Source organism: Neisseria sp. DTU_2020_1000833_1_SI_GRL_NUU_006, assembly GCA_032388755.1.
In the GTDB taxonomy this organism is placed as follows: domain Bacteria; phylum Pseudomonadota; class Gammaproteobacteria; order Burkholderiales; family Neisseriaceae; genus Neisseria; species Neisseria sicca_C.
Genome location: CP135593.1, coordinates 2,475,468 through 2,490,592 on the forward strand (window position 1 = coordinate 2,475,468; position 15,125 = coordinate 2,490,592).

The window sequence follows — 15,125 nt, forward strand, 5'->3', positions numbered from 1 at the left end:
CAGCTTGATTGGTTTTCAATAATATATAAACAAAATAAATGAATGCCTGTCTCATAAAATCCGCGTGTGCCTGAAGAAGAAGATCCGGCGGCGGGGCAGTGCGGGGAGTACGTCTTGTTTTGATTGTATATGCCTGAATCCAATCCGATATTTTTAATAAATCCAACCAAGAGAGATTGTTATGAATAAGATTTTCAAAGTTGTATGGAACCGTACCATCGGCTCTTTCGTCGTTACTTCCGAATTGGCGAAGGGACGTGTCAAATCAAGCAGCGAAGGTGCTGAAGGGGATGTGCGCGCCTCAGAGGAAGGTCGTCTGAAAACCTTATTCAGACTGACGGCGTTGAGCGCGGCATTATTGGGATTTTCCGAAGTGGCTTGGGCTGAGATTCCAGAAAAACCTGCAACAGGTGGGGCGACATTTGCCATCGGTAATGGTTCGACTTCAGCAAATGGAACGGGGGCTCTTGCTATTGGTAACAATGCACAAGCTAAAACTAATGGAGCTTTGGCAATCGGTCCGAATTCAACTAATACGACTATTGCGAATGGTAATAATGCTATTGCAATCGGTGTTAATCTTCAGACAACTGGACAAAAGGCGATAGGGATTGGTACGGATACTACTGTTAATGGAACAGGTGCTATTGCGATTGGTAACAATGATTCGAATAGGATGACGAATCAAGGTGTTAACGGGAATGGTGCCATCGGTGTGGGTAGTAATTTAACAGCGCGTGGTAACAATGCAATTGCTGTGGGTACGGAATCTCAGGCAACGGCAAACCATGCGATTGCTATCGGTACTGGTACGCGAGCAACGGGAGAAGATTCTATCGCTATTGGTAGGTCTGAAGGCATCAAGTGGACGCGAGCAGACAATAAGCAAAGTGTAGCTATCGGTTGGACGGCACAAGCAACAGGTGCGACCCAAGCAGTTGCTATTGGTCCGGATGCTGTTGCCTCAGGCACGCAATCCACTTCTATCGGTAATAATACCCGCGCAACAGGGGATTCATCCATTGCCATCGGTGGCGACGATTGGAATATCGTACGGACCAAACAAGTTGCAGCAGCAGGAAATAAACTGGTCCATCAGGTATTCCAAGACTTGACCGGTATGCCAATGAAGCAACAAGGTGAGGCTTATGGCAATCCATTTAAAGGTACGACTGCCGGCGATGCCGCCGTCGCTATTGGTGTAGCCGCACTCGCTGAAGGTGCGTTATCAACTGCTTTTGGTTCGGGGACATCTGCATCAGGCGTGGGGGCTGCTGCATTTGGTGTAGGCGCAACCGCCAGTCAGAATAAATCCGTCGCCATCGGCGCGGGTTCGCATACGCGTACCGATGCAACGGCTGTGACTGAAGCAACAGTTAATGGTGTCACTTACAGAGGTTTTGCGGGAACAGAACATATCACTACCGGCTCTCAGGTTTCTTTCGGTTCGGCAGGCTATGAGCGTCAGCTCAAGCACGTTGCGCCGGGCGCGATTACTTCAACTTCTACCGATGCGATTAACGGCAGCCAACTTTACGCTCTTCATGTAGGGGCGGGTAATATTGCCAAATCGGTCGCCGATGCATTGGGCGGTGGTGCGGCTGTCAGCAATGATCCGACAAATAATCAGGGTTCTTTCGTAACCTTACCGTCTTATGACGTGCTCAAAGGTAGCGACACACCGAATATGGCAGGTAATGGTACAGCTAACTTCAATGCAACTCCTGCTCGGAGCGTTGCTGATGCGCTGACCAATCTCAATACTTACGTCAACCAAGGCTTTGCCGTCAAAGATAATTCGGGCGCGGCGAAGGGCATTGTTTCGCCCGGCGAAAGCGTGCAGTTTGCCGACGGCAATGCAACTACCGTTACCGTTGATACCGAAGCAGACGGCAATACTAAAATCAAATACGACGTTAAGGTGGACGACAAAACCATCAAGGTTGTTGACGGTAAGCTGACCGGTACGTCACAAACCCATTTTTACAGCGTCAAAAACGAAGATCAAACTAAAGGTAACTACAACAACGACGGTGCGACAGGCGACAACGCGCTTGCCGCAGGTGTAGATGCTTCTGCGACTGCCAATGGTACAACTGCGGTAGGTCTGAAGGCTCAGGCATCGGCTGAATCTGCCATCGCAGTCGGTAGCGAAACCAAAGCAGCGGCGAAAAATGCGGTAGTAATCGGTAACAAGGCTTCCGTCGAAGCAGCCACAGGCTCTGTTGCTAGTGTCAACGGTACGACTACGGGTGAAGGCTCGGTCGCCGTGGGTGCGGCAAGTAAAGCCAGCGGTACGAACGCGACCGCGGTCGGTCAGTCGGCGAATGCTTTTGGTCAGAATTCTTTTGCAGGCGGTCAGGCATCCAATGCATTGGGCAAATCTAGCGTAGCATTGGGCGATGGTGCAAATGCACTTAATGACTCTGCTGTGGCTTTGGGTGCTTATACCAACGCGAATAATGCAGGAGCAACGGCTGTCGGTTTCAATACCAATGCTTCGGGCTGGGCATCATTTGCAGGTGGTCATTCCGCCAAAGCCGAAGCAAGTAGCGCGGTTGCTCTCGGTCATGAGGCGCAGGCAGTAGGCGGTAAGGCAGTCGCTATTGGTAAGTCTAGCCATGCTACCAAGGAAAGTGGCATTGCGTTGGGTGATGGCGCGAAGGCTGCCGAAGTGAATGCTATTGCTATCGGTTCGGGCAATAATGCTTGGAAAGAAGATTCTATCGCGTTAGGGCGTTTAGCCAATGCAGACGGCGAGGCTTCTTTGGCGCTTGGTTTGAACAGCCATACACGTTTGGAAAACGCTATCGCTTTAGGTAATGGTGCAAACGCTGATCATAGCAATAGCATCGCCATCGGTAAATCCAGTCATGTAGTTGCATCCGCGGGAGTTGCTATCGGTAATGATGCACAGGCTTTGAAATATAGCTCCGTTGTTATCGGTGATCAGGCTCAATCCAATAACTCGCGCTCTGTTGTCATCGGCTATAACGCTTCTGCAACCAATCCTGCAATGTCTGCATCCGGACAAGATTACAATCAAACCGTTGCTATCGGTTCATATGCCAATGCATGGGGTGATCAATCTACTGCCATTGGTAACAATGTAAAAGCACAAGGCAATTCTTCTATCGCTATCGGTGCGGACGACTGGGAGAACGTTGCGGTGAAAACTGTAGCCGGTACGGGTAAAACGGTTAAAGAGGTTTATCAAGACTATACCGGTGATGTGATGGTAACCGGTCAAAATGCTACTGAACAGACGACCTCAGGCGAAGCTGCGGTAGCGATTGGTACTAAATCAAAGGCAACAGGCGAATTGTCTACCGCCTTTGGTACGGGTACACGTGCCGAAGGCGTTGCCTCTGCTGCATTCGGTATGGGCGCGAAAGCTACTAAAGGTAACTCTGTGGCAATCGGTGCGGGCAGTAAGACTGCAACCGATGCAACCAAAGTCAACGAAGCTACTGTCAACAATCTGAAATACTCAGGTTTTGCAGGCGGCAACAATGTTAATCCGGGCGACCAAGTGTCTTTCGGTACGGCAGGCTACGAACGTCAACTGAAAAACGTTGCCCCGGGCGAAATCTCTAATACTTCTACGGATGCCATCAACGGCAGCCAGCTGTACGCGGTACAAAACGTTTTGGGCAATACTGCTAAAACTGTTAAAGGTGTATTGGGCGGCAATGCTGCAGTCGGCGAAGATGGCAGCTTTACAATGAGCAACATCGGCGGTACAGGCAAAAATACCATCGATGAGGCAATCCGTGATCTGAATGCTAATGCGTACAAACCGTTCAAGCTGACAACAGCGAAAACTGCTAATACCAACGGTACGGTACAAGATGACTCGCTGCAAAACATTACCAGCGGTTCGACCATTACGCTGGAAGCGGGCAAAAATATCTCCCTGCGTCAAAACGGTGCAACCGTCAGCATCAATACCGTCGATAATCCTGAATTCACGGGCAAAGTTACCGCTAAGGGCGGATTGGATATGGGCGGCAACAAGATTACCAATGTTGCCAAAGGCGATACTGCCGGCGACGCGGTTAATCTGGGTCAGTTGCAAGAAGCAATGGCAAACCTGAGCGTCAGCACGCTGACGACTGTCAATAATGATGCGCCGTTCTCCTATATAGATAAAGACGGTAGATTGCTGAAGCGGGAGGTAACCGTAGATTCAGGTACGGGCGCGAAAACTGTATCGTTCAAACATATGGACGACAGCACTCCGTACACGGGTGACGTAACCATTGCCGCATTAAACCCGACCGATCCGCAAACCACTACTCCGACCACGGTCGGCAATGTGAAGAACGGTGCTAAAGACAATGATGCAGTCAATGTTTCCCAGTTGAACAAAATCGCCGAAGCCATCGGTACGAAAGTGAATCCGGACGGAACGATTACTGCACCGACTTACAACGTCATTTCAGGCAACCCTTCGACTGCAAGCGTAGCTAATTACAACAAAGTGGGTGACGCGCTCACCGCTTTGAGCGATGCCGTACGCACACCGTTGAATTTCGAAGGCGACACAGGCACGAAATTTGACCGCCAACTCGGCAGCACCGTAGCAGTCAAAGGCGGACAAACTGATAAGACTAAGCTATCCGATAATAATATTGGTGTAGTTTCAGACGACCAAAATCACACGTTGAACGTCAAATTGGCAAAAGAATTGACCGGCCTGACTTCCGCAGCCTTCGGCGATGGCGTTACTACTGGAGGTACGACTGTTAACGGCTCCGGCGTAACCATCGGCTCCGGCAGCAACCCTGTGAGCCTGACTGCGGGCGGACTCTCCAACGGCGGCAACAAGGTTACCAACATTGCTGACGGCGTGGCAGATAATGACGCAGCAAGCTATAAACAAGTCAAAGCCGCGAAAACCGAGGTTCAAGGGGGTACGAATGTTGCCAGCGTAACCAAAACCGATAACCCGACTGACGGTCATACGGTTTACACCGTCAACGCCAAAGGTGCAGCCGTAGCGCTCGACAGTAGTGTGGACGGTCTGAAACTTACGTCGTCTGAAGATACAACCACCAATGTCACTACCTACAAACTGGATTTGTCAGACAAAACCAAAGCCTCTTTGACAAAAGCCGACAGCGCATTGCAAAACATCGGCGTACAAGTCAACGGCACAGATGCTAAAACCTTGACTAAAGACGATTCAACGCTGAACTTCGTTAATGGCACAGGTACGACTGCCGAAAACAAAGGGGGCACCGTTGCGTTCAATGTCAATAAATCTACGTTGACAGCAGGTACTGGTGGCGTAATCAGTGCGGATACAGCAGGCGATGCATTTGCTACCGCAACTGATGTTGCCAATGCCATCAATAAAGCCGTTGCCGACAGCGAGAAAATCAGCATCGTAGCGGCAGGCGATAATACCCATGTTACTTCTCAAGTTACTGGTAATCAGACACTTTATACCGTTCATGCCGATAAAACGACTGTGAGCGTAAAAGCTGACGGTAAGCTGGCATTGAATCCGACTGAAGCGACAAACAGTAACCAAACCAAAACCACCAACTACGAACTCGACCTTACAGACGACGCCAAAGCCGAGATTCAAAAAGGCGTGGAGGCGAAAACTGCTGTCGACAGCAAGGGTGTTGCATTTGCGGGTAACAACGGAACAACCGATGCCGCCAAACTGGGTGAAACCGTCAATCTCAAAGGCGACGACCAAAACGTCGTTACTGAAGCTGGAGCAGACGGCATTAAAGTCAAATTGAAAGACGAAATCACTGTCCAAACCGTCAATGCCGATAAACTCAAAGCAGGTAATAGTGTTCTGACCACAGACGGACTGAACACACCGCAAGTCACCGCAGGCGATAGTGTGTTAAACGGTAATGGATTGAACATTGCCAATGGTGACAATCCTGTATCCCTGACCAAGTCCGGCTTGAACAATGGCGGCAACAAGATTGCCAAAGTAGCCAAAGGTGCGGCAGACACCGACGCGGCAAATGTCGAGCAAATCAAACCGCTTGCAGCCGCATTGAACACGACCGTCGGTGCGGACGGTACGGTCGGACAGCCGAGCTTTACCGTCAAACAAGCCGACGGTACGGCAGGCACGCCTGTACATACCATTCAAGATGCTTTGAACAAAGTCAGCGACGAGTTGAACAAAGGTCTGAACATTGCCGCAGACAACGGCAATGCGGACAAAGTCAACTTGGGCGAAACCGTTACCTACACAAGCAAAGATAAAAATATCGTAACAACTGTAGGTAGCAACGAAATCGACTTCAGCCTTGCCAATACCGTCACCGTCGGCAAAAACGCTTCAGGCGGCAATCCTGTTACTATCGATGGCACGAAAGGTACAGTAAGCGGACTGACCAACAAAACGTTAGGCGGTACGGATTTCGCAGCCAAAGGTCAAGCTGCAACAGAAGAGCAGATCAATGCCGCACAAACCAATCTGGCAAATGTTTTGGGTACAGGTTCAATCAACCAAAACGGTACGGTAACGGTTACCAATATTGGTGAAACAGGCAAGACCACCGTCAGCGATGCGATTAAATCCGTCAAAGAAACCGCTGAAAAAGGCTGGAATCTGCAAGCCAACGGCGATACTGCCGAAAAAGTGGCGGCAGGCGAAACGGTAACGTTCAAAGACGGCAAAAACATCAAAGTAACCCGCAACGGTAAAAATATCACCGTAGCGACTTCAGACGACGTCGAGTTTAATAAAGTAACCGTCGGCGACAGTGAGTTGAACGGCAGCGGATTGACCATCTCTAACGGCGCGGCAGGATCTTCCGTATCCCTGACTAAAAACGGTCTGAACAACGGCGGTAACAAAGCCTCCAACATCGCTAAAGGCACTGAGGATGCCGACGCGGTAAATGTCGAGCAACTTAAACCGATTGCAGCCGCATTGAACACAACAGTCAACCCGACAACGGGTGAAGTGGCTGCGCCCGCGTTCACCGTAACTAAAGCGGACGGCACGAAAAATACCGCTGTCGGTACGGTTCAAGAAGCCTTGGATAAGGTGGGCGAAGAGTTGAAGAAAGGTTTGGTCATTGCCGCTGATGAAGGGTCGTCTGAAAAAGTCAACTTGGGCGACACCGTTACTTACACCGGTACCGATGGCAACATTAAGACCAAAACCCTGCCGGGAGGCAAAGTTGATTTCGGTTTGAACGACAAAGTTACGTTGGGCAAAGCCGGCGGCACTCCGATTGTACTTGACGGTACGAACGGCACGGTAAGTGGACTGACCAACAAAACCTTGGGCGGTGCGGACTTTGCCACCAAAGGCCAAGCCGCGACTGAAGAACAGTTGAATGCCAGCCAAGCAAACCTGAAAACCATCTTGGGCGGTGATGCAGAAAATACCAACGGCAATATCACCATGAGCAATATCGGTGGTACTAACCAAAATACGGTTCACGACGCAATCAAGTCTGTGAAAGAGACGGTGGAAAAAGGTTGGAAGCTGCAAGCGAACGATGATACTGAAGAGAAAGTTGCTGCCGGCGAAACGGTTAACTTCAAAGACGGCAAAAACATCAAAGTAACCCGCGACGGCAAAAACATCACCGTAGCTACTTCAGAAGATGTTGAATTCAATGCCGTCAATGCCACCAATGTGATTGCAGAAACCGTTATCGCAGGCAACAGCGTCTTGACTACCGAGGGTCTGAAAATTGGTGCGGATAATTCTCCGAGCCAAGTGTCCCTGACTAATACTGGACTGAACAACGGCGGCAACAAGATTGCCAACGTAGCCAAAGGTACGGCAGATACTGATGCGGTTAACGTCAGTCAAATCAAACCGTTGGCAACAGCGTTGAATACGACTGTTGGTGCGGATGGTTCTATCGCAGCACCTAACTTTACCGTCAAACAAGCCGACGGTACGGCAGGAACTCCTGTACATACTGTTCAAGAAGCATTGGACAAAGTGGGCGACGAGTTGAACAAAGGTCTGAAGATTGCCGCTGACGAAGGGTCGACTGAAAAAGTCAACTTAGGTGACACCGTTACTTACACCGGTACCGATGGCAACATTAAGACCAAAACCCTGTCGGGAGGCAAAGTTGATTTCGGTTTGAACGACAAAGTTACGTTGGGCAAGACCGGCAGCACTCCGATTGTGCTGGACGGTACGAACGGCACGGTAAGTGGATTGACCAACAAAACGTTGGGCGGTACAGACTTTGCCACCAAAGGACAAGCCGCGACCGAAGAACAGCTGAACGAAACCCAAGTGAATCTGAAAAACATCTTGGGCGGCAACGCAGCCAACAACAACGGCAACGTAACGACCAGCAACATCGGTGAGACTGGAGCAGACAACGTTCACGACGCGATCAAGTCAGTGAAAGAGACTGCCGAGAAAGGCTGGAAGCTGAAAGCGAACGACGAAGCCGACAGCGACAGCGAAAAAATCGCCGCAGGCGACACCGTGACCGTGAAACAAGGTAAGAACATCCGAGTGAAACGCAGCGGCAAAGATCTGACGGTTGAAACTTCAGACGACGTTGAGTTTGATCATGTCAAAGCTGATTCAGTGGCAGCGACCAGCGTGGTTGCCGAAAGTGTTATCGCAGGCAACAGCGTCTTGACTACCGACGGTCTGAAGATCGGTGCAGACGGCTCTCCGAACCAAGTGTCACTGACTACTGCCGGTCTGAACAACGGCGGCAACAAGATTGCCAACGTAGCCAAAGGTACGGCAGCCACCGACGCCGTCAACGTCGCCCAGCTGAACGAACAACTCGCCGCCACCGAAAAAACCACCACCGTCGTTGCCGGTAAGAACGTGACCGTCAGCGAAAAAGTGGACGGCAACAACACCGAGTACACGGTTAACGCCGACAAGACCACCCTCAGCCAAGCGGCGGGCGGTGCGGTTAAAGTCAGCGAAGGTGCGAAAGACGCCGACGGTGTTACCGATTACACGCTGGATTTGACTGACGAAGCCAAAGCCGACATCGCCAAAGGCGTCGCGGCGAAAGACGCGGTGGACAACAAAGGCCTGACCTTTGCCGCCGACAACGGCACGACCGGTGCGAAGAAACTGGGTGACAGCCTGAGCGTCAAAGGCGACGGCAACATCCTGACCCGCGCCGACGAAAACGGCATCGGCTTCTCGCTGGCCGACAAGATTACCGTCGGCAAAGCCGGCAACGGCAACAAACCGCTCGTAATCGACGGTACCGCCGGTCTGATTTCCGGTCTGAGCAACACCACCCTGGGCGGTGCGGACTTTGCCACTAAAGGCCAAGCCGCAAGCGAAGAGCAGTTGAACGCAGCCCAAGCCAACCTGGAGAAAATCCTCGGCGGTAACGCGGCCAACAACAAAGGCAACGTGACCACTACCGACATCGGCGGTACCGGCAAAGACAACGTCCACGACGCCATTGCCGCAGTGAAAGAAACTGCCGACAAAGGCTGGAACCTGAACGCCAACGACGAAACCTCGTCTGAAAAAATCGGCGCAGGCGACACCGTAACCTTCAAAGAAGGCAAAAACGTCAAAGTCAGCCGCGACGGTAAGAACATCACCGTAGCGACTTCAGACGACGTCTCCTTCGACAAAGTGACCGTAGGCGGCAGCGTTCTGACCGACAACGGACTGACTGTGGGCAACGGCAAGGCAGGCAAACCTGTCAGCCTGACCAAAGACGGTCTGAACAACGGCGGCAACAAAGTCACCGACATCGCTGCAGGCGAAGCCGACACTGACGCAGTGAACGTTGCACAGCTCAAAGCAGCCGCGGCGAAAGCCACGTCCAAAGTGGACAGCGGCAATGACAACATCGTCGTCACACCAGAGCAAAATGCCGACGGCAGCACCACTTACAAAGTGGCGACCGCGCCCAACCTCAAAGCCGACAGCTTCACCGCAGGCGATACCGTTGTGAACAACGACGGCGTCAAAGTCGGCGATAAAGTGGCATTGGGCAAAGACGGTCTGAAAGCAGGCGATGTGAACATCACCGCCGACGGCATCAACGCAGGCAACAAAGCCATCAGCAACGTTGCCGCCGGTGTGAAAGACACCGATGCCGCCAACGTCGGACAGTTGAACCGTCTGACTGCCGCCGCCAAGACCGAAGTCGAAGCCGGTACCAACATTGCAAGCGTTACCGGCAAACAGGGTGCGAACGGTCAAACCGTTTACACCGTCAACGCAGACGGCGCGAGCGTCTCCGCAGGTTCCGACAACATCGTCGTGACCAAAGGCAACAAAGACGCCGACAACGTAACCGACTACGCCGTTGACCTGTCTAAAGCCGTCAAAGCCGACATCGCCAAAGGCGTCGCGGCGAAAGACGCGGTGGACAATAAAGGCATCAGCTTCGCAGGCGACAGCGGTACGACCGTTGCCAACAAACTGGGCGATACCGTCGCCGTTAAAGGCGATGCCAACATCACCACCACCGCAGGCGCGAACGGTATTCAGGTCGGCCTCAACAAAGACCTGAAAGTCGACAGCGTCAAAGCAGGCGATACGGTTGTGAACAACAACGGCGTCAACGTCGGCGACAAAGTGGCGCTGGGCAAAGACGGTCTGAAAGCAGGCGATGTCAACATCACTGCCGACGGTATCAACGCAGGCGGTAAGAAAGTAACCGGCGTCGCCGCAGGCACCGTCGCCGCAGGCAGCACCGATGCCGTCAACGGCGGACAACTGCACCGGGTTTACGAACTGATCGGCAGCAACGGCGGCAACGTCAACACCGCACCGCCGGCAGTCGAAGCAGACGGCAAAGCAGGCTTGGGTAATATCAAAAACATTACCCTGGTGGACAACAGCAACAATCCGAACGTGACCAACGTCACGAACGAGACCAAGATTGCCCAGTCCAACGGTTACAGCCTCGTGACCTACAACGTCGAAGACCAAGGCATGTACGTGACCAACAACGTCATCGAAGCCGTAGGCCGTATGAACGAACAAGGCATCAAGTTCTTCCATACCAACGACGGCGAAGTGAACCCCGACGTACAGGCACGCAACGGCGAAGACTCCAGCGCGAGCGGCGCATACGCCACGGCGGTCGGCTTCCAAGCCGCCTCCAAAGGCACCAACGCCATCGCCATCGGTAAAGGCGCCAAAGCCAACGCCGAGAACACCATCGCCATCGGTACCGGCAACATCGTCAGCGGCAAAAACTCCGGCGCCATCGGTGACCCGACCGTAGTAAGCGGCAACAGCTCTTACTCCATCGGTAACAACAACAACGTATCCGCCGACAACGCCTACGCATTGGGCAGCAACATCAAAGCCACAGTCAACGACTCCGTCTACCTCGGCGACCGCGCCCAAACCCAAGGCATCCATACGGCTGATGCGGCCAAAGGCGAAGCCTATACCTACGGCGGCCTGAACGACAAAGCCGTGGCAGGCAAAGCAGGTTCGACTGCCGCCGCGAACAAAGTCGTCGGCGTCGTCACCGTCGGCAACGGTACGGACGAGACCCGTCAGGTACAAGGTGTGGCGGCAGGCGTGGTATCGGCGGATTCGACTGATGCGATCAACGGCAGCCAGTTGTATTACACCAACCAGGCGATTGCCAACGTAGCGACACAAGCGACAGCAGCGAAAACCGAAGTTACCGCAGGTAAGAACGTCGTCGTTAACCAAACGACCGGCAACAGCGGACAGACCGTGTATAACGTTGCTACTGCCGATAAACTCGACGTAACCAGCGTAACCGCAGGCGGTGTAACCGTTAACGCGCAAGGTGTCAGCATCGCTGCACCGACCGCCCATAATCCGGCGAATACCGTCAGCCTCAGCCCGATCGGTCTGAACAACGGCGGACAACGCATCACCAACGTCGCCCCGGCGAAAGAAGGTACCGATGCGGTCAACCTGAACCAGCTCGCCGGCGTGGGTAACGCCCTGCAAAACAACATCGAACGCGTCGGCAAAAAAGCCTATGCAGGCGTGGCAGGTGCGATTGCACAAGGCTCGATTCCGCAAGTAACCCGTCCGGGTGCAACCGGTATCGGCGTGGGTAGCGGCTACTACGGTGGTCAATCCGCCATGGCAATCGGCGTGTCTGCGATGAGCGACGGCGGTAACTGGGTTGTTAAAGGCAACTTCTCTGCCAACACAGACGGCCACGTCGGTGTCGGGGCAGGTGCGTTGTACCAGTGGTAAGCTAACGGCTCTTAGCTGAAGCAAAGCAAAGGTCGTCTGAAATCCAAAACAGGGTTTCAGACGACCTTTTTATATCTTGTATGAGGGATAAATTGGTTTTATTTGAAATTCATGGCTGGAAGGATGATGGAAGTTGGATTTCTTCTGAAATCTAGAGCGACATCACGACTTTTCAGACGACCTTTGGTGATTCAATTTACCAAATCCCTGTAAACGTTTTTTCCGCCCGCCAAAATTTCCAACGCGATTTCGGTGTGAGTGTTAATACGCCGCCGTTTTCCCCATCGGTCGTCAAGGTCAGTTTTTTCAGACGACCTGTGTGCAGCGCCTGCCAAATCGGGTCGAACCAGCGTTGTTCCCAATCCTGCAAAATATCTTGGTAGGCCAGTACGTCCGCCGTCGACCCGGTAACGGTCAAACCATCCATAAAAATGACGGCAGTGTCTGTTCCTGTTTCTTGCATCCAAGAGGCAAAGGCGCGAAAGTCGTATGGTGCATCTATGCGGTCGGAGGCAAATTGCGCCCACGGGCTGTCGGAGAATAGGGCGGATGATTGCTGCGTCCCTTGAATATCATGCCACAGCCACAGACCGTTTATCGGCGGTGTTCCGAGTTGGTTGCGAATGTTGTTGATCGGGTGTTGGTGCAGCCACATTTGAATTTCTGTCTGCTTGGCTAACCATTGTCCGCTATCTTTGCCTGATGCTTGTTCAGATGACCCCATTTGTCCGTAAATATCCAATATGGGCTGAATTTGCCAGTCTTGCGGATTGGGTAATAAGACAAGCCACAAATCGGGGCGAACGGGGACGAACCGCCAACCCTCGTCCTGATAAAAATCAGACAGTTCGCGACATAATTCATCTGCCTCGTCAGTGGCAATACCGATATATTCGCCGCCAACGACGCTGACTTGGTGCAAACCCATCTGCTGCCATAGCGGGGAAACCAATGCGGCAGGTTGTTGCTGTGGAACGTTTGCAGCAGTTTTTGCGTGTTTGAGCAGGCTGCCGTCCCATAAATAACGCCCGTAAAATTTTGATGTTTCAACTGCTTGTTTGTGTAAATGTCCGAAGCGAAGCAGACGGTTGAAGGCTGGCAGGGTAAGAGGGGGGACGGATTCGTCGCTTTGGCGGTTTAGCGACGGAATGGCAAGGGTCAGGTTCATGGCAGGCGGCAGGTTGGGAAAAAGCATCATTTTAAGGGAGAATGCCGGCCATTCCCAAATGTCTATGGGATGGGACGTTTGAAGCAATATACGCGATTGTGATATAATTACGGACGTAAATTTCAGAAAAAACGGGTGTAAATCAAAACAATAGCCTTGATAATACGCCCTTGGTTCCCCATTGTGCTGTTTGCCGGACTATGAAAAAGGTCGTCTGAAAGACGGATAAATAGCAGACAGTCTTCTTTTAAATGAAAATCACATTGCCCGTGCGGATTGATAAAGCAGCCGCACCGCCGCATTAAAAGGATAATTCGTGATCGAAACAACCCGATTTCCCTTATTGCGCCGATTTTGGCACAACAAACCTATCCGCTGGTCTCTGTTGGGCATCCTTTTGCCCGTTTCCGGCGCGATGACTGCCTATGCAGTAACCGAACCTGTTCCCGAGTATCAAGGATTTAAAGTCGAGCGCGTTTCTGAAGAGCTGCCGGCGGTTTATGTTGAAACCGGCAATTTTCAGTCCAGTTACTGGGCGCAAGAAGTCGTCCAGCAGGGCGACTCACTCGCCGATGTGCTTACCCGCATGGGGGTCCCCCAAACCGACATCAAGCAAATCATGGCGAAAAACAGTGCGGAACGCGATATGCAACATTTGCGCGCCAACCAGTCTGTCAATATCCGCATCGATGCTTCGGGACAAGTTACCGACGTACAGTTTTTCACGGATGAAGAGCTTGAGCGCAATCTTGTCGCTTTGGAAAAAGTCAAAGGCAAATGGCAGGCTTCTACATCGGAAGTGGATATGAAGACCATGCCGACCCTGCGTTCCGTCGTTGTCCGCACTTCCGCGCGCGGTGCAATGGCGCAGGCGGAAATTCCTGTCGAAATCCGCGAGTCGCTGAGCGAAATTTTCTCCGACGTACTGAGCTTGGAGGATTTGAAAGAAGGCGATGTGATACGATTGCTGTATGACAGCATGTATTTCCGCGGACAACAAATGGGTACGGGCAATATTCTGGCAGCCGAAATTGTCAAAGGCGGTAAAAGCTATCAAGCCTATTATTACAGCCAGGGTAAAGGCGACGAAGAGAGCGGCAGCTATTATGATCAAAGCGGCAAATCGCTCCAGCAAAAAGAGGGCTTCAACATCGAGCCTGTCGTCTATACGCGCATTTCATCCCCGTTCGGTTACCGGGTCCACCCCGTTTTACATACCGTCCGTATGCATACCGGTATTGACTACGCGGCTCCTTCCGGTACGCCGATTAAAGCGACCGCTGACGGCGTGATTACCTTCAAAGGCTGGAAGGGCGGCTACGGTAATACCGTTATGATCCGCCATTCTAACGGCGTTGAAACCTTATACGGGCATATGAGCGCGTTTACCCCTGCCCAAGGTACGGTGCGTGCAGGCGAAGTGATCGGATTCGTCGGTACGACGGGACGTTCTACCGGTCCGCACCTGCACTATGAAGCACGCGTGAACAGTCAGCCTGTCAACCCGACTACGGTTGCCCTGCCGACACCCAAGCTGACGCCAACCAATATGGCTGCATTCCGTCAGCAGCAGAAATCGGCAAATACCATACTTGCCTCTATCCGCGGGTTGCCTGTTTCTGTGGCGCAGTTGGATTAATCAGGCTGCCCATAGTATTGGGGTATGCCTTAAAAGGTTGTCTGAAAACCAGGTTTAAGGTTTTCAGATAACCTTTTGCATTGGGATAAATACGAAAACTTTTTTCAGTTCATATGGCTTGAGGAAAGTTTTTTGGGAGGGATTGCAAATAACAG

The 15,125-nt window shown here is 52.1% G+C and carries 3 protein-coding genes; 2 read left to right on the plus strand and 1 reads right to left on the minus strand.

The window, feature by feature from the left end; genetic code table 11:
- The first annotated feature begins 181 nt into the window (after nt 1-181).
- Nucleotides 182-12,163 (plus strand): YadA-like family protein, encoded by an 11,982-nt coding sequence (locus tag RSJ68_12085; GenBank protein WNU97110.1) that lies wholly within the window; start codon nt 182-184, stop codon nt 12,161-12,163.
- A 196-nt stretch (nt 12,164-12,359) separates the two neighbouring features.
- On the opposite strand, the gene RSJ68_12090 is transcribed toward RSJ68_12085, so the two are convergent.
- The gene (locus RSJ68_12090) at nt 12,360-13,361 is read right to left on the minus strand and encodes a hypothetical protein (GenBank protein ID WNU97111.1); all 1,002 of its coding nucleotides are present in this window, start codon (nt 13,359-13,361) and stop codon (nt 12,360-12,362) included.
- Between the two features lie 286 nt (nt 13,362-13,647).
- Here RSJ68_12090 and RSJ68_12095 point away from each other — a divergent pair, with 286 nt between their 5' ends.
- On the plus strand, nt 13,648-14,970 hold the full coding sequence (locus RSJ68_12095) for a M23 family metallopeptidase (GenBank protein ID WNU97112.1): 1,323 nt from the start codon (nt 13,648-13,650) through the stop codon (nt 14,968-14,970).
- Nucleotides 14,971-15,125: the final 155 nt, after the last annotated feature.